At 34.7% G+C, this 18560-nt stretch carries 15 protein-coding genes; 13 read left to right on the top strand and 2 right to left on the bottom strand.

Annotated elements, in window-relative coordinates; genetic code table 11:
• Positions 1-57: 57 nt before the first annotated feature.
• The 4 genes from kamA (at position 58) to CN514_RS26980 (ending at position 4226) form a co-directional block, all read left to right on the top strand.
• A complete protein-coding gene (gene kamA / locus CN514_RS02610) occupies positions 58-1488 on the top strand; it encodes a lysine 2,3-aminomutase (protein ID WP_098231249.1) in 1431 nt (476 codons plus the stop codon).
• Positions 1488-1766: a YokU family protein gene (locus tag CN514_RS02615; protein ID WP_098231280.1), complete on the top strand. Its 279-nt coding sequence runs from the start codon at positions 1488-1490 to the stop codon at positions 1764-1766. The genes kamA and CN514_RS02615 overlap by 1 nt, the downstream gene beginning before the upstream one ends.
• 184 nt (positions 1767-1950) lie before the next feature.
• The gene (locus CN514_RS02620; RefSeq protein ID WP_098231281.1) at positions 1951-3372 is read left to right on the top strand and encodes an amino acid permease; all 1422 of its coding nucleotides are present in this window, start codon (positions 1951-1953) and stop codon (positions 3370-3372) included.
• Positions 3373-4097: 725 nt separating this feature from the next.
• Positions 4098-4226 carry a hypothetical protein gene (locus CN514_RS26980; RefSeq protein ID WP_483294993.1) on the top strand — a complete coding sequence of 43 codons (129 nt, stop codon included), beginning with the start codon at positions 4098-4100 and terminating at the stop codon, positions 4224-4226.
• 76 nt (positions 4227-4302) lie between these two features.
• On the opposite strand, the gene CN514_RS02625 is transcribed toward CN514_RS26980, so the two are convergent.
• On the bottom strand, positions 4303-5736 hold the full coding sequence (locus CN514_RS02625) for an APC family permease (protein WP_098231250.1): 1434 nt from the start codon (positions 5734-5736) through the stop codon (positions 4303-4305).
• A 529-nt stretch (positions 5737-6265) separates the two neighbouring features.
• On the opposite strand from CN514_RS02625, the gene CN514_RS02630 reads away from it, so the two are divergent.
• The 5 genes from CN514_RS02630 (at position 6266) to CN514_RS02650 (ending at position 12291) form a co-directional block, all read left to right on the top strand.
• Positions 6266-7603, top strand: a complete 1338-nt coding sequence (locus CN514_RS02630; RefSeq protein WP_217993909.1) for an APC family permease — start codon at positions 6266-6268, stop codon at positions 7601-7603.
• Positions 7604-7966: 363 nt separating this feature from the next.
• Positions 7967-9247 carry a Glu/Leu/Phe/Val family dehydrogenase gene (locus tag CN514_RS02635; protein WP_098231251.1) on the top strand — a complete coding sequence of 427 codons (1281 nt, stop codon included), beginning with the start codon at positions 7967-7969 and terminating at the stop codon, positions 9245-9247.
• Between the two features lie 20 nt (positions 9248-9267).
• Positions 9268-9552, top strand: a complete 285-nt coding sequence (locus tag CN514_RS02640; protein ID WP_098231252.1) for an SAV0927 family protein — start codon at positions 9268-9270, stop codon at positions 9550-9552.
• 123 nt (positions 9553-9675) lie between these two features.
• Positions 9676-9924 (top strand): biotin/lipoyl attachment domain-containing protein, encoded by a 249-nt coding sequence (locus CN514_RS02645; protein ID WP_098231253.1) that lies wholly within the window; start codon positions 9676-9678, stop codon positions 9922-9924.
• 234 nt (positions 9925-10158) lie between these two features.
• The gene (locus tag CN514_RS02650; protein ID WP_098231254.1) at positions 10159-12291 is read left to right on the top strand and encodes a sigma 54-interacting transcriptional regulator; all 2133 of its coding nucleotides are present in this window, start codon (positions 10159-10161) and stop codon (positions 12289-12291) included.
• A 23-nt stretch (positions 12292-12314) separates the two neighbouring features.
• Here CN514_RS02650 and CN514_RS26330 read toward each other — a convergent pair whose 3' ends face one another.
• Complete coding sequence (locus tag CN514_RS26330) at positions 12315-12449, bottom strand: hypothetical protein (protein WP_286141521.1); 135 nt, start codon at positions 12447-12449, stop codon at positions 12315-12317.
• 263 nt (positions 12450-12712) lie between these two features.
• Between CN514_RS26330 and CN514_RS02655 the strand changes: the two genes are divergently transcribed.
• From CN514_RS02655 to CN514_RS02670, 4 genes are all read left to right on the top strand, one after another.
• Positions 12713-14206 (top strand): aldehyde dehydrogenase family protein, encoded by a 1494-nt coding sequence (locus CN514_RS02655; RefSeq protein WP_098231255.1) that lies wholly within the window; start codon positions 12713-12715, stop codon positions 14204-14206.
• A 71-nt stretch (positions 14207-14277) separates the two neighbouring features.
• Positions 14278-15648, top strand: coding sequence for a putrescine aminotransferase (locus CN514_RS02660; RefSeq protein ID WP_098231256.1), 1371 nt, complete (start codon positions 14278-14280; stop codon positions 15646-15648).
• An 81-nt stretch (positions 15649-15729) separates the two neighbouring features.
• Positions 15730-17100, top strand: coding sequence for a 4-aminobutyrate--2-oxoglutarate transaminase (gabT, locus tag CN514_RS02665; protein ID WP_098231257.1), 1371 nt, complete (start codon positions 15730-15732; stop codon positions 17098-17100).
• Between the two features lie 32 nt (positions 17101-17132).
• Positions 17133-18554, top strand: coding sequence for an NAD-dependent succinate-semialdehyde dehydrogenase (locus CN514_RS02670; RefSeq protein WP_098231283.1), 1422 nt, complete (start codon positions 17133-17135; stop codon positions 18552-18554).
• Positions 18555-18560 lie beyond the last annotated feature (6 nt).

Raw genomic sequence — 18560 nt, forward strand, 5'->3', positions numbered from 1 at the left:
TTTTTGGCACGGCTCTTGCTATATATTAAAACAAACAGTTTGAAAGGGGATGTAAGTATGGTAAATGCAGTCTATGCTCCAAAAAGACATTGGAAAGAAGTTGAATTATGGAAAGATGTAACAGAAGAACAATGGAATGATTGGGTTTGGCAACTTACAAACACCATCAAATCTTTGGATGAGTTAAAGCAAGTAATTAACCTCACGCCAGACGAAGAAGATGGGGTACGAATTGCGACAAAAACAATTCCACTAAATATTACCCCATATTATGCATCGTTAATGAATCCGGATGACCCACGTTGTCCAGTTCGTATGCAATCAGTTCCGATCTCTGCGGAGATTCATAAAACTAAGTATGATTTAGAGGACCCACTTCACGAGGATGAAGATTCTCCTGTACCAGGTTTAACACATCGTTATCCAGATCGTGTCCTATTTTTAGTAACAAATCAATGCTCAATGTATTGTCGTTATTGTACTAGACGTCGCTTCTCAGGACAAATTGGAATGGGAGTGCCAAAGAAACAGCTTGATGCTGCTATTAATTACATTAGCAAAAATCCTCAAGTACGAGATGTACTTATTTCAGGTGGAGACGGTCTTTTAATTAACGATAATATTCTAGAGTATATTTTAAAAAATTTACGTGAAATTCCACATGTGGAAATTATCCGTATTGGTACAAGGGCACCTGTAGTATTCCCACAACGTATTACTGAAAATCTTTGTAATATCTTAAAAAAATATCATCCAGTTTGGCTAAATACTCACTTTAATACTTCAATTGAAATTACAGAGGAATCGAAACGAGCTTGTGAAATGCTTGCAAATGCTGGTGTACCGTTAGGAAACCAAGCCGTAATCTTGGCTGGAATTAACGACAGTGTCCCAATCATGAAAAAGCTAATGCATGATTTAGTTAAAATTCGTGTTCGTCCATATTATATTTATCAATGTGATTTATCAGAAGGAATTGGACATTTCCGTGCGCCTGTCTCAAAAGGTTTGGAAATTATGGAAGGGTTACGTGGCCATACTTCTGGATATGCAGTTCCAACATTTGTAGTAGACGCACCAGGTGGCGGAGGGAAAATATCTCTTCAACCAAATTACTTAATTTCGCAAAGCGCTGATAAAGTTGTTCTTCGTAATTTTGAAGGTGTAATTACTACTTATCCAGAACCACAAAATTACGTACCAGGTAGAGCAGAAGCATACTTTAAAGAAATTTATCCTAATATGGATGAAAAACGATCCAATGCAGGAATCGCGGGATTAATGAATGAAACAAAATTCAATCTTGTACCAGAAGGTTTACAACGTATGGAAGCTCGTAAAACATATTCGACAAATCCAGAGCATGCCTCTTTAAAAGATAAGCGCGAAAAACGTGATGAATTAAAAGAAAAGAAATTCCAAGCACAGCTTACAAAAATTCAAGTTAGTGAAAAGCTAGTAGGAAGTGCGCAAGGAGACACTGAATGATGAAATGTCAGTGGTGTGAATCAGCTAACATAGTTGAATCAACAAATACGGTCTACTGGGAACTTCCTGATGGTACGAAGGCAATTGAGATTAAAGAAACACCATGTATCATTTGCTTAGATTGTAAAATAACATATCAAGCAGATGATACTGTTAGTGCAATTGAAGAGCAATTATACTTAATCGACACAAAGCTACTTGGTAAAACAACTTCATATAATGGGTTGATCGAGCAAAAGAGATTATTAAAGAGGAATTATTTTGACTTTTCCAAATAAGAAATGAGAAGCGACCATTCGCTTCTCATTTTCTCTAATGTTCAAACTTTTCCTAAACACCCAATGAGAGTTTGAAAAAAAGCAGAAAATTATCGAATCCAAAAAACGACTGAAAAGGAGTATTTTAATGAAAAATACGGTAAACACAATAACAGTCATCGATTCTGAGAATCATATTCCTTCTATGCCTCAAGAGTTAAAGCGTGGATTAAAACCTCGCCATATTACAATGATTTCACTAGGAGGAACAATTGGAACAGGTCTATTTTTGGCAAGTGGGGGAGCAATCCATAATGCAGGACCAGGTGGTGTTCTGGCTGCTTATATAGCGATTGGAATAATGGTGTACTTTTTAATGACAAGCCTTGCTGAGATGGCTACATATATGCCAGTTGCCGGATCTTTTAGTACATACGCAACAAAATTCGTTGATCCTGCACTTGGTTTTGCACTTGGCTGGAATTACTGGTATAACTGGGCAATTACGATAGCAGCTGAATTAGCTGCAGTTACAATGGTTATGAAATTCTGGTTACCACATACATCCTCAATCTTATGGAGCTCATTATTTTTAGCTATTATCTTTCTGTTAAACTATCTGTCTGTTAAAGGGTTTGGGGAATCTGAATACTGGTTTTCTATTATAAAAGTTGTTACAGTCATCATTTTTTTAATTTCGGGATTTTTAATGATTTTTGGCATTATCGGTGGAGAATCAGTAGGGTTTAAAAACTTTACAGTTGGTGATGCTCCTTTTCATGGAGGATTCATGGCGACACTTGGAATTTTTATGGCAGCTGGATTTTCTTTCCAAGGTACCGAGTTATTAGGGGTAGCAGCTGGGGAGAGCGAGGAGCCAGAGCGAAATATTCCTCGTGCGGCTCGTCAAATATTTTGGCGTATTTTATTATTTTACGTATTATCTGTATTTGTAATAGGTCTACTAATACCATATACAAATCATAATCTAGCAAGTGGAGAGGTAGCTGTTAGTCCGTTTACGCTAGTTTTTGATAAAGCTGGTATTGCATTTGCAGCGTCTGTAATGAATGCAGTTATTTTAACGGCGGTTTTATCAGCTGGAAACTCAGGGATGTATGCTTCAGCTCGAATGCTGTGGGACATGGCTCGCCAAGGGAAAGCTCCAAAAGCATTAGGTAGGTTAAATAAAAGGGGTGTACCTGTTAATGCATTAATGATTACAGCGGCGGTTGGTACATTAGCATTTTTAGCTTCTCTGTTTGGTGACGGAGTGGTTTACATTTGGTTACTTAATGCTTCTGGTATGTCTGGATTTATTGCTTGGCTTGGTATAGCAATTTGTCATTATCGATTCCGTAAAGCCTACGTAGCACAAGGGAAGGACTTAAATGATCTACCGTATAAAGCGAAATGGTTCCCGTTCGGTCCAATATTTGCATTCGTACTATGTGGGGTCGTTATTCTTGGACAAAACTATTCAGCATTTATGGGAAAAACAATTGACTGGAACGGTGTACTTGTTTCATATATAGGTTTGCCATTATTCCTTGTTTTGTGGATCGGATATAAACTCATAAAAAGAACAAAAATTGTTCGGCTTAATGAGTGTGATTTGGAGAAATGAGTATTAAGCTTGTAAATGGAAACGGTAACAATCGCAACTTAAACGGCAACTGGAACTCAAATTCAACAATTAAAAGCAGATGATGAAACATACGGTGGGCTTGATGGTCAGTTAAGTGCAGCATTTATTCAAAGAGATGCAATCAGAACAAACAATTGGTGGACAAGTTCAGCTTATGATTTCCCTACACCAGCAAAAACAGTGATTCAAATCACTGATAAAGATCAGAAGAAGTATTTAGTTGAAAAGCAAAAGTAGTTTAGTAGATGATTTCGAAAGTGCTCTGTCAATCCCACTTCTGAAGAATTGAATAACTTTATAATATTGGAATAAACTTACAGAGTGAGATAGTAATTTATACTCTGGTCTTTGTAAGTAGATAGCAATCTTATACTCTTTCAGAATCAAAAAATAAAAATATCTTGTTTATAAATATGATATTTTTTATAATTATCTGTATCTTATGAGTAAAAGGATTGTTACTGCAATGCAGGCAAAACCTAGATGATTAATGTCTTAATGTTAGACATTGATTATTTAGGTTATTTTTATTTATAAACATGTAGTTAAATTGACCTGTAAAAAGAGAAGATATAGTATAGAAATAATTAATGGTATCGCAAATAATCCTTCGCAAGAGAGGTGAAATAGATGATCATCCATAAAGTAATTAATAACAATGTAGTAAGTGTTTTGAATGACAACTGATTGAAAAGGTTTTCAAGTTGGAAAACAAGGATTTATCGGAGCATTTTAAGAAGCTGCTTGAAGAAATTCCTTTACAATATATGGAACTGTCAGATGAAATTATCCGCTTTGCTAAAGAGACAATCTTGTTACTACTCTTATCGTAAAAAATAGCTGTCGACTTTGTCGACAGCCTGAGCCGATCTCCTCTAATATAAGGAGCATCGGCTTTATTTTTTTCTTTTATACATCCAAATCCTTCTCTAAATTAATACCAATTTTCCCTTCCTGTATTCTAGATCTGAATAGAGTCCAGTAAATAACGATTCCAGCAAGAAATAAGTAAAGGATTACTTTAGTAGTTGGTAGGAAATCTTTTGGGAGTGTTAAAATACCAACTTCAAATAATAACCAAATAATTGCAAGAATCGTAACAGGTAGTCGCCATTTTCCTAACTTAAAACCATCTGTATCCGGTAAGGTCTTAATTTTAGTAGCGTATGCGATTACAGTAATTAAGTAAATTATGGCCGGAAGTGCCGCAGAAGTACCTATTAATAAAGATAGCTTCCCAAAATAGAATACAGCAATAATGCCTAATACAGAAACTAAAATTATCGCATTGTACGGTACATTATGTTTTTTATCTACCTTTTTAAACACATTTGAAGCAAAAAATACATTGTCTCTTGAAAGAGCATAAATAAGTCGAGAAGCAGAAGCCATAATGATTAATCCGCAAGCAAAAATTGACACAATAACTAATGCAAGGAAGAAGTCAGCAACTGCAGTACCCAAACGAGATTGTAAAATATCAGAAATAGGGGAAGTAGAAGCCATGATACTATTAATATCTTTAATTCCAGAAGTAACAATGATTAAGAAAACAAATCCAATTACACCTGCAAGTAACATTGAGTAAACGATGGCTTTAGGTACGGTTTTATTAGCATCAACTGTTTCTTCAGCTAAATTTGCCGCAGCTTCAAATCCTACTAATGTATAAGAGCCCATTACGACTGAAAGTACAAATGCTGTTAAATAGCTTCCATTTGAGCCAACTTTGTGAGCAGTGTAAGTTAATAATGAAAAATCTGCTCCTTTGAAAAATAAGACAAAACTTAAAATAATAATAATGCCAATAAATCCGATTACTTCTGTATAGACAGCTGAATTATTAATGATTGTAGCAATCCTTACTCCGTAAATATTTAATAATGCTTGTATAACGATTGTTATGATCACGACGGTTGTAAGAACTGTAGTAGTACTCTTAATACCAATTAAATCAAGAAAAATTGGTGCTACACCATAATCAACAGTAGGTACAACAATAATTAAGTAACATAATGCTGCCCAACCTGTAAACCAACCAAATCCCCGATTCGTTAAACGACTAACCCATTGGTAAACATAGCCACTTAAAGGAATTTTGCTCGATAAATCTGCAAATATTAAGGCTACAAGTAAATGACCTACCATGACAAAAGGCCATGTCCAAATTCCAGCAGGTCCGGCTGCTCCTAAAGCAAGACTATAAGAGCTAAAAATACCAGTTGTAATTGAGATAAACGAGAAAGCAACTGCAAATGAACTGAAAAATTTTAATGATCGCTGCAATTCCTGTTTGTAGTTAAACGATTGTAAAGCATCTGAATCAATTCCTTGTTTACTCATAAATCATCTCCTCCAAATTCAAATTTTATTTACAGAATTTTCTTATAATTAAACTCATAGTTAGTTCGATTTAATTAACTAAAAGTTTTATTATCGATCAGGTACAAAATCTACATATATTGCTCTAACCTAAAATTGGGCAGAGTGATATTTTACAGTTAACAATGCAACTTCCGTGCCAGTCTAATAGATGTGAGTAATTTTAGAGATTCGTAAAAAAAGAGAAGTAAATTCTATGAGGTCTTGAATAATGTATGCAGGGCTGAATAACGACTAGGCTAATCATAAAAGTAGATTTTAGGGATAGGAAATTCATTTTTTCTATTAATACTTACTAATTTCAAAGCAATAGTAGCTGTTCTTTATAACGTTTACAAAAAATTAATATTTTGGCATAAAACTTGCACTCCTAAAAATGACTTATTTAAATATTCAAAAAAAGGAGGTTTCTGTCGGAAAAGTAAGAATTATAAGGAAGTAGTAATTTTGGTGTAAGCGCTTAATCTAAAAAACGAAGGGGATATGATAGGTGGAAAATAAAACACAGTTAAAAAGATCCTTAAAGTTATGGCAAGTAGTTATGATGGGGTTAGCCTATATGACCCCTATGGTTGTTTTCGACACATTTGGAATTGTATCTGATGTAACTAATGGTCACGTACCAACTGCATATATAGTAGCTTTAATAGGAATGTTATTTACAGCTGTTAGCTACGGCAAGTTAGTAAGAGTATTTCCCGAAGCTGGGTCTGCATACACATACACCCAGAAAGCGATTAGTGGTCACTTAGGTTTTCTAGTTGGCTGGTCATCATTACTAGATTACTTATTCCTACCTATGGTAAATGCTTTATTAACGAAAATTTACTTAAATGCACTTTTTCCAAGTGTTCCAACTTGGATTTGGGTAATTGGATTTGTAGGATTAGTTACTTTCTTAAACTTAAGAAGTATCAATATGCTGGCGAACTTCAATACCTTCTTTGTATTAGTCCAACTTGCGATTATGGTTGTCTTTATCATTCTAGTTGTTCAAGGATTACATCATGGAGAAGGATATGGTGGATTCAGTCTAAAACCATTATTTAATGCAGGAATGCATTTTGGTACATTAGTAACCGGTGCAACAATCCTTTGCTTCTCATTTTTAGGATTCGACGCTGTTTCAACTTTATCAGAAGAAGCAATAAACCCTGCAAAAACAATTCCTAAAGCAATTCTCTATACAGCTCTGTGGGGAGGAGTAATCTTCACGGTTACATCATTTTTCATTCAATTATACTATCCGGACATATCTAGATTTAAGCATCCAGATGCTGCATCTCCAGAGATTGCACTCTATGTAGGTGGAAAATTATTTCAATCAATTTTCTTATGCATTACTTTTATTAACACACTTGCTTCTGCATTGGCTTCACATGCAAGTGTCTCACGTTTGTTATTTGTAATGGGGCGTGACAAAGTTTTCCCAGATAAATGGTTCGGATTTGTTCACCCAAAATGGAAAACACCAGCATTTAACGTAATTTTCGTTGGTGTGATTTCATTATCAGCCATCTTTTTCAACTTGGTAACAGCCACTTCGTTAATTAACTTCGGAGCATTAATGGCATTTACTTTTGTTAACTTATCAGTCATTAACCATTTTTACATTCGTGGAAAGCATAGATCAGTCAAAGGCTTCTTTTCTTACCTGCTTTTGCCATTAATTGGAGCCGCATCTGTAGCAATCCTATGGTTCAACATTGAAAAAAGCTCATTAATAATGGGAACAGTTTGGTTCGTCGTTGGATTATTATATTTAATTTACTTAACTAAGGCATTCCAAATTGCCCCTCCTAAATATGAAGAAGAGGCTGCTGTGTAGTAAACTCACATTGAAGAAAGGTCACAAGGAAATTTACCCCTTGTGGCTTTTTTATGTTTGAATCTACTTTGGAATTTTTGTTCACATTTCCCTTTTTCATGATTGTGGGTAATTCAATTTTGAATAATGATTAATGCAAAATTGAATAATTCATGCATTTAATCATATTTTCACTAAAGGACGAAATAGGCTATTGAAGGAAAAAAACACTAAAAAGGATCGTTCAAAAAATAGATGAAGGTCTTGTAATTGCCTTTCTAATAAGCTTTTGTCTATTTTATCACTTCACAAAATAATGATATGAATTCAAGTTGGCACAGGAATTGCTATTTAATTTTTAAAATAACTAATGAGGTGTGTAAAATGAGCTCAGATTTAACTAAAGTAGAACAGCAGGTAGAAATAGATGATTCCCTCCAGGAGTTTAGAGAAACGTTAAATGAAGCGATTGGCATAATGAACTATCCTAGCCAGGTATTTGATTTCCTTAAAACGCCAATGAGATTTTTAGAATTTAGTATTCCCGTTCAAATGGATAATGGGGAGACAAAAGTATTTCAAGGATATCGAGCTCAACATAACGATGCATTAGGACCTACAAAAGGGGGAATCAGATTTCATCCCGATGTAACGCCAGAGGAAGTAAAAGCATTAGCTGGATGGATGAGTTTAAAGTGTAGTATTACTGATTTACCTTATGGGGGAGCAAAAGGTGGGGTTGTTTGTGACCCAAGACTATTAAGTATGAATGAGCTAGAAAAATTAAGTAGAGGTTATGTAAGAGCTGTTAGCCAAATTGTAGGACCTACTAAAGATATTCCAGCACCTGATATGTATACAAATGCACAAGTAATGGCTTGGATGCTAGATGAATATGACCATATTAGAGAGTTTGATTCACCAAGCTTTATTACTGGTAAACCTATAACTTTAGGGGGTTCAGTAGGTCGTGAGACGGCAACTTCAAAAGGAGTATTTTATGCTCTTGAGTTAATTAGTGAAATACAGAAAATCGAGATTAAAAATATGAAGGTCATTATTCAAGGATTTGGAAATGTTGGTAGTTACTTAGCCCAATACTTACATGAAGCTGGAGCAAAGGTTGTTGGAGTTTCAGATGTACTCGGAGCAATTTATGATCCAAAAGGTTTAGACATTCCATATCTGTTAGACAATCGCGATTCATTTGGAGTTGTTTCTAACCTATTTAAAAATGCGATTTCTAATCATGAGTTATTAGAAAAAGAATGTGATGTCTTAATTCCAGCAGCAATAAGTGGAGTTATTAACAACCGTAATGCGGATAAATTGAAATGTAAGATTGTTGTTGAAGCAGCGAATGGACCGACTACTAAAGAAGCTCTAGAAATTCTTGATCAAAAAGAGATTTTAGTCGTTCCTGATATTTTAGCTAACTCAGGTGGAGTTGTTGTTTCATATTTTGAATGGTGTCAAAATATGCAAGGTTATTATTGGACTGAGAGTACTGTAGATGAGAGATTAAAAGAAAAAATGACAGATAGCTTTTTAAAAGTTTATAAAACATCGCGAAAATATAATGTAAACATGAAAATAGCAGCTTATATCGAAGGGATTCGTAAAATCGCTGAAGCTTGTCGCTTGAGAGGTTGGGTAAAATACTAAAACAAAAGGAGAGATCTAGAATGATTGATATTATTTCTGAATCAACGGAAAAACAGCTTGTACACCATTATTGTTTATTAACGCAGAACAATCGATATGATTTATCAATAGCCTTTTCAAGCCACTTTTATGGGAAATCAATGGTTACATCAATTCAATCTAGTAAAATGGCATTATTATGTTTAGAAGATATTCATTCTGAACATTATTGGGCTCCTAAATTAGGTATTGCTGAAGAGGATATTTTAGAAATCCAAAATTTCTTTAGCATGGTTTTACCATCAAAACACATCTGTGAGTTATAATACCAGGAATTATTTTTTAAAGAAAACTCGCTTATTGGCGAGCTTTAAGGCTAAGACAAAGGCGAATCACATTCTTCGCTGCAAATCTATACATTCTTAATGTGCAAAAAAGGAGTGAGTTTTATGTATTATGGAGTCATTGTCAGTGACTACCATGGAACAGTTGAAGAGACTGCTATTCAGAAAGATTCAAGAATTTATGAATGGGAGCCTTTATTCTTTATTAAAACTACAGATGGAATTACAAAAATTATTCATCAAGGAATAAGTGGTGAAGTTGTTTCATTGGAGGTCTCAAATGGAGACAAAATAGTTCCTGGAATGGTTCTTGCGTATGTTAAAGAGGATTTGTTTGTTTCTGCTAGCGATTGAGTAAAATGTGATTAAGATTTCGAGGATTTACAAATAACAACGTTGATTCAATTAACGCGTTCTCTTTTCTAACAAATAAAAGGGTGTCTCTGGTCGAATAGACTTAAGAGACTGCCCTTTCTTTTTGTTTATGTTGAATAGATTAGTAAATTATAATTTTAGATTTTTACGATAAATTAAAAAATTCTGCTAAAATAGGAATGTATAATACATTAGATATAAGGGGGGAAAGAAATGTTATCAATAAATGAGAAACAAATAAGACCAGTCATCACAATAGATATTGATCAATTTAAAGAAAATGATGAAATCGATTTATCCAAAATAAATGAACCCTTTTTATTCTTACGTAAACAAAATCAGATTGTTGGTTATGTTCAATTAAATAATATTACTCAAAGTAGTAATAAAAAGAAAAATATAGCAATTTCAAAGATTACTAGTTCTTCTCAATCAATCACTAGTGTATGTCGTTTAAGTGGACAAATTTCATTAACAGTTCTATTTCAAATTATTGGTGAGCCGATCTCGATTGTAATAGAAGAGGAAGATATACCAAAAGGTTACATACTTCGTGAAGATATATTAGCGGAGCTTTTCAAACAAGACAATAAAAGCGTGGATTTGTTAAAAAGCATTTTAACATCGATACCGATGGGAACGTTTGTAGTAGATAAAAATAAAATCATTATTAATTGTAATGATGCTGGGTTAAAAATGATTAAATCAACATCGGAAAAAGTAATAAATACAAAAGCAGAAACTATTTTTAGCGGTGAACAAGTCGATAATGTATTTGCTACTGGTAAAACAATTCTTAATCAGCTTCAAATAAATGACGATATGGGCGTTCTTGTCGATTATAGCCCAATTTTCGTTGATAACGAGGTTGAAGGAGTTGTTATTGTCGTACAAGATCTCCCGATGGTTGAAGAAATGGCTTCTGAAATTGAATATGTAAAAGATTTAAATAAAGATTTGAATGCAATTTTATCAAGTATTTATGATGAAATACTGGTAGTGAACCATAAAGGTGAGCTAATCCGTTACAGTGAGAATATAATTCCTGGATTTTGGAATGTAGATTTAAAGGAATTGCTTGGAAAGAGTATTTTAGAATTCGAAAACCAAGGACTTTTTACGCCATCCGTTACAAAATTAGTTTTAGAAAAAAAGAAGAAAGTATCGATTGTTCAAGAAACAATTAATGGGCGTAAAGTACTTGCAGTAGGAAATCCGGTTTTTGATGAGAATATGGAAATAGATCGTATTATTATTGCTTCTAGAGATATTACAGAGACTTCACGCCTTAAAACGGAATTAAAAGAAATGAAGAAGATTTCTGAGCAATATAAAAAGGAACTTGAAGATATTAAGAGCAAAGATAGTTTTGTCAAAAAACTGATTTACTGTAGTCCAAAAATGGAGCAAATCATCAATCAAGCGAAAAAAATTGCTGATTTTTCTTCCACTGTATTACTGCATGGGGAGTCTGGTGTAGGAAAGGAAGTAATTGCACAGGCTATTCATCAATTAGGGAATCGTTCTTCAAAACCGTTTTTAAAATTAAATTGCGGTGCAATACCTGAAAATCTTCTGGAAAGTGAGCTTTTTGGCTATATTAAAGGGGCATTTACAGGGGCAGATCAAAATAAGGACGGCTATTTTAAGCAAGCAGATGAAGGCGTTTTATTTTTAGATGAAATTGGTGAAATGCCATTGCATTTACAAGTTAAATTACTTAGAGTCCTTCAAGAACAAGAAGTAATTCCAGTTGGAAGTACGAAGCCAATTAAAGTAAATGTGCAAATTATTGCAGCTACAAATAAAAGATTAGAAAAAATGGTTGAAGAACGTACATTTAGGGAGGATTTGTATTATCGACTAAATGTTATACCTCTAAACATTCCACCATTAAGAGAAAGAATTGAAGATATCTCATTATTAGCTTTCCATTTCTTACAGCAATTAAATGAAAAATATAATAAGAGTTTTCATCTTACTCCAGATGCAATTAACGTATTAGAATTTTATTCTTGGCCAGGGAATGTCAGAGAACTTCAAAACATCATAGAAAGATTAGTCGTCTCTGCTGAAGATCAAATTATTAATGCAGAGGATGTTAATCAATTCTTACCAAATAGCTATGACTTTAATAAATCTAAACCAGTAATTAATAAAGTAATTCCTCTTCAAGAAGCAATTGATTATGTTGAGGAGCAACTCATTATGCTTGCGATGAAGCAATATAAAACAACAACGAAGGCTGCACAGGTTTTAGGCATTAGTCAGTCCTCAGTTAGTCGTAAGTATCAAAAAATAATGAATGAAAAGAATATGAATAGTGACTTTATGTCATTTAAATAAAAAAACGCACAGGGTGCGTTTTTTTATTTCTCTAAATCCCCTATATTTTCAACATTACTATCAATTACTTCCGTCATACTAACTTGATCCCCCGAGATACTAAATGCCATGAATATGATGATGAGTCCCACCGCAATGCATGTTCCTGCAAGTAACATAATAATTCCTCCTTTCATGGTGTTCTAGCCTATGCATTGAATTTTCTTAATATGTCGTATTGCAGAAATAGTTTTAAAAACGTTTTATTATCGCAGAATTTTTACGAGTTTCAAAGATTATGCAAAGTGTAATAGTGTTATGCAAAAATGAATAATAATTGTACAGAGTATTCAGTAAAACCCTTATAAATTAGGTGTATTAAAGTTGGCACAGTTCTTGCAATCTAATAAGTTGTTAAGTAATTAAGGAGGGTTTATATACAATGTTCGATGTTCAATTTAAAACAATTGATTTAAAGATGTTTATTAATGGCGAATGGAAAGATTCTAGCAATCATGAGAAACGCCCTGTTATTAACCCAGCAAATGGAGAAATCATTGCATATGCTCCTGAAGGAACGGTTGAAGATGCGAAAGAAGCAATTGATGTTGCTCGTAAAGCATTCAATGATGGAAGATGGTCTGATTTATCTGCTCAAGAAAGAGCAACTTACTTATTTAAAATCGCGGACAAAATAGAAGAGTACCAAGAAGAATTAACTAAACTTGAAACGTTAGATAATGGAAAACCGAATCGTGAAGCTGGCTTCGATGTAGCGGATGCAGCAGCGTGCTTTCGTTATTATGCAGGATTAATTACAAAGCCAGATGGGTTTACTTATCATGTAGCAGATCCTATGCAAGCGATGGTTGTTCGTGAACCAATTGGAGTATGTGGATTAATTGTTCCTTGGAACTATCCATTATTAATGAGTGTTTGGAAGATTGCACCAGCACTAGCGGCAGGTAATACAATTGTTTACAAACCTTCAGAAGTTACACCAGTCACTCCGAAGAAATTATTTGAGATTTTTGAAGAGGTTGGTCTTCCACACGGTGTAGCAAATATGGTGATGGGTGCAGGTCCAGTAGTTGGAAATGAAATCGCTTCAAATCCTGATGTAGATATGGTCTCATTCACAGGTGGAACAAAAACAGGTAAACAGATCATGAAAACAGCGGCTGATACGATGAAAAAGGTATCGCTTGAGCTTGGCGGGAAATCTCCGAATATCATTTTTGCAGATGCAGATTTTGAAACGGCTGTAGATTATGCTCTATTTGGAATTTATGCAGGTTCAGGCCAAGTTTGTTCATCTGGATCAAGAATTTTAGTTGAAGAATCAATTTATGATCGCTTTGTTGAGCGATTTGTAGAGCGTGCCGGGAAAATTAAAGTTGGTCCTGGAGATGCACCTGAAACAGAAATGGGTCCACTTGTAAGTAAAGAGCATTTAGAAAAAGTTTTAAGTTATATACAAATTGGTAAAGAAGAAGGCGCAAGAGTTGCTTGTGGTGGAAATCGTATCGAAAAAGATGGTTTAGAAAAAGGTTACTTTGTTGAACCAACTGTTTTTGTAGATGTTGAACAAAATATGCGCATCGTTCAAGAAGAAATTTTTGGCCCTGTAGTATGTATTCAAAAGTTTAAAACTGAAGAAGAAGCATTAAAACTAGGAAACGGAACTGTTTATGGATTAGCAGGTGCAGTATTTAGTAAAGATGGAGCGAAAGCTTTAAGGGTAATTAAAAAGCTACGTTCAGGTATTACTTGGATTAACTCATACCACCCAACATACAATGAAGCTCCTTGGGGCGGCTACAAACAAAGCGGTGTAGGACGTAGCCTAGGTACATTTGGGTTAGAAGAATTCCAAGAAATTAAACAAATTAACATTAACTTACAAGTTGAACCAATTGGATGGTTTGCAGAATAATTTTAGGCAGTTATAAGAAGAGACATATGGGAAAGAAAAAAATAGATAAAATGACTATAGGAGTGAACAAAATGAGTATCAACTTAAAAAACGAATTAAAAAGTGAAGAAAAAAATGTAACCGAGTACATTAATAAAGTTTTAAGTTTAATAGAAAAAGAGACAGTTACAGAAGAAGACGCTGCATGGATCACAAAGGAAACAGTTGATGGTTTTAGAGAGCATGTAAACCCAGGTTTCCTTGCTTACCGCAAAACTGTTACAGAAGGCGGTCAATTTGCATCTGTTGAATGGTCTGATAGCGGCTCATGCTTTAAAGACGTAAATGGTAAAGAGTATATTGACTGTTTAGGCGGATTTGGAATTTATAATGTTGGTCACCGTCATCCAAAAGTTATCAAAGCAGTTACGGATCAGTTAAAAAGACAGGCACTTCATAGCCAAGATTTATTAGATCCATTACGTGCAATGCTTGCTAAAATTTTAGCAGATATTACACCTGGTGATTTAAAATACTCATTCTTTACAAATAGTGGTACTGAAAGTGTAGAAGCAGCATTAAAGCTTGCAAAAATGTATAGTGAGCGCAGTACATTTATTTCAACTACACGTGCATTCCACGGAAAAAGCTTAGGTTCTTTATCTGGTACTGCAAAAGGCATGTTCCGTAAACCATTTTTACCGTTAATTCCTGGATTCCGTCATGTTCCATTTGGTGACATTGATATGATGAGAAAAACATTTGAAACTTGCTCTTTAGTAGGCGAAGATGTTGCAGCAGTTATACTTGAGCCAATTCAAGGTGAAGGTGGAATTATTCTTCCTCCTCCAAACTACTTAAAAGAAGTTCGTGAACTATGTGATGAGTACGGAGCTCTATTAATTTTTGACGAAGTTCAAACAGGTATGGGACGTACAGGTAAAATGTTTGCTGCTGATTTATATGAAGTAGTTCCAGATATTATTTGTCTTGCGAAAGCATTTGGCGGCGGAGTTATGCCAGCTGGAGCAGTAGTTGCAAAAGAAGAAGTATTCAAAAGCTGGTTCCCAAATCCATTTATGCATACAACAACATTTGGTGGAAATCCTTTAGCATGTGCAGCTGCTATTGCTACAATCAGTGTACTTCTTGAAGAAAAATTACCTGAAAGAGCAGAAGTAGTTGGGACTTACTTCTTAGATCAATTAAAAGAAGCAGCAAAAGGACATGAAGACAAAGTTTTAGAAATTCGTGGTCAAGGTTTAATGATTGGAATCGAGTTCCATCAAGATGAAATTGGCTATGAAGTTTCTAAAGGAATGTTTGATAAAGGGATCCTAGTTGCTGGTACATTAATTAACTCAAAAACAATTCGTATCGAGCCTTCTTTAAAAATTAGCTATGAAGAAGTTGATACTGTAGTAAATGCATTTAAAGAAATTTTATCTACTATTGAAGTTTAATACTTATGGCATGTCATGACTTTAAAATTCATGACATGCCTTCATTACAGACAAAAATCGTTATAGATAGGATGTGCAATTATGGCAGATCGAAAATTCGTTAAAATCCAAACGTCAATTCCAGGACCAAAATCACAAGAGTTGGTTGCTAGAAGAAATAAAGTGGTTCCAAAAGGAATTAGTAATAATAGTACAGCATTTGTAAAAAAAGCAAAGGGTGCACTAGTTGAGGATATTGATGGTAATACGTTTATTGATTTTGCAGGTGCAATTGGAACGATAAATGTGGGCCATTCTCATCCGAGAGTTGTAAGGGCACTTCAAGCTCAGGCCGGCGATTATATTCACACAGGCTTTAATGTCATGATGTATGAATCTTATATTCAGCTTGCAGAAAGATTAGCAGATCTTTCACCTGGAAGTTTTGAAAAACAAGTAGCATTTTTTAATAGTGGCGCAGAAGCTGTTGAAAATGCAGTGAAAATTGCAAGAAAATATACAAAACGTCAAGGAATCATTTCTTTTACTAGAGGATTCCATGGTCGTACATTAATGACAATGACGATGACAAGTAAAGTTAAGCCATACAAATATGGATTTGGACCATTTGCTCCTGAAGTATATAAAGCACCATATCCATATGTTTACCGTCGTCCAGATCAAATGGATGAAAAAGAATATAGTAAATTTATCATTGAACAATTTGAACAGTTTTTGATTGCAGAGGTTGCACCAGAAACGATTGCTGCAGTCGTAATGGAACCGATCCAAGGTGAAGGTGGCTTTATCGTTCCTGATCTAGATTTTGTCAAAAGGGTTAGAGAAATTTGTACGCAATATGGAATATTATTTGTAGCAGATGAGATTCAAACTGGTTTTGCTAGAACAGGTAAATATTTTGCAATTGAGCACTTTGGAGTTGAGCCTGATTTAATTACAATTTCAAAATCAATGGGTGCAGGAGTTCCTATTAGTGGTGTGATCGGTAGAAAAGAAATTATGGAAGCTTCTGATGCCGGAGAAATAGGTGGAACATACTCTGGAAGTCCACTTGGATGTCGTGCAGCATTAGCAGTACTCGATATCATTGAGGAAGAAGGATTAAATGAGCGAGCTGTTGTAATAGGCGAAAAAGTTAATGAGGAAATGCACAAATGGGCTAAGCAGTTTGAACAAATAGGTGATATTCGTGGAATCGGCGCAATGTGTGCGATGGAGATTGTAACAAATAAGAAAGATAAAACACCAGATAAAGTGACAGTTGGAAAGATTGTAAAAGAAGCTAACAATAGAGGGTTAATGTTGTTAAGCGCAGGTATCTTTGGCAATGTTATTCGTTTGTTAATGCCACTAACGATTACAGATGAACAGCTTGAAGAAGGACTAGATATTTTAAGGGAGTCAATTGAAGCTGTATTACTACCAGAATTACAATTGGAGGTAAACTCATGAGCCAAATTAAAGAGAAGTATGAAGTCTACCCAATGTATATAGATGGTACATGGGTTGGGAATGATCATGAATATTATACGAAGGTTACAAATCCTGCAACTGGTGCAGTTGTAGGGGCAATTCCAACAGGTGGTACATATGAAGCTAAATTAGCTGTTGATGCTGCTCATACAGCATTTAAAACTTGGTCAAAAAAGACAGCAGAAGAAAGATACCATTTATTAATGAATTGGTATCGTCTTATTGACGAAAAGAAAGAAGAAATTGCTAAATTAATGACAATTGAGCAAGGTAAACCATTAAAAGAAGCGTTAGGTGAGACGGTTTATGCAAATGGTTTTATTTCTTGGTATGCAGAAGAAGGCAAACGTGTATATGGAGAAACAATTCCTGCATCACAACCTAATAAACGAATTCTAATTAGGAAAGAACCTGTAGGAGTTGTAGCAGCAATTACTCCATGGAATTTCCCAGCAGCTATGATTACTAGAAAAGTTGCTCCTGCACTTGCAGCTGGTTGTACAACGGTTATTAAACCAGCTACTCAAACACCTTTAACAGCATTAAAGCTTGCGGAGCTTGCTCATGAAGCGGGAATTCCAAAAGGTGTAATTAATGTCGTTACTGGTAAGTCTTCTGAAATTGGCGATGTATGGTTAAAAGATCCAAGAGTAACAAAGATAACATTCACTGGCTCTACTGAAGTTGGCAAAAAGCTAATGGTAGGAGCAGCAGAGAATGTCAAAAAGGTTTCGCTAGAGCTTGGTGGAAATGCACCATTTATTGTCATGGATGATGCTGATTTATCAAAAGCAGCAGTTGGCCTAGTTCAGTCAAAATTCCGCAATGCAGGTCAAACTTGTATTTGTACAAATCGTATTTATGTACAGGAAAGTGTAGCCGAAGAATTTACAGCGTTATTTACAAAAGAACTAGAAAAATTAAAAGTGGGTAACGGTTTAGAAGAAGGAATTGATGTGGGTCCACTAATTGATGATGCAGCTTTAGAAAAGGTAAAAACGCTAGTTGAAGACGCTACTAATAATGGTGGAAAAATCGTATATAGTGGGAATAAACCTTCAGAAGAAAATGGATATTATTATGCACCAACTATTTTAACGGGTATTACGGATGAAATGGCATGTATGAAGGAAGAAATATTTGGTCCACTTGCACCAATTACTACGTTTAAAACCGAAGAAGAAGTAATTGAGAGAGCAAATAATTCAAATTACGGTCTGGCTGCATATGTGTATACGGAAAACTTAAGTCGTTCTTTCCGCGTTACGGAAGCACTTGAGTACGGAATTATTGGACTAAACGATGGCACACCTTCTGCTGTACAAGTTCCATTTGGGGGTTATAAAGAGAGCGGTCTTGGAAGAGAAGGCGGTCATTTTGGAATTGAGGAATTTTTAGAAGTTAAATATATTTCAATTGGGTTAGACATTTAATAAATC

Source organism: Bacillus sp. AFS001701 (assembly GCF_002559405.1).
In the GTDB taxonomy this organism is placed as follows: domain Bacteria; phylum Bacillota; class Bacilli; order Bacillales; family Bacillaceae_G; genus Gottfriedia.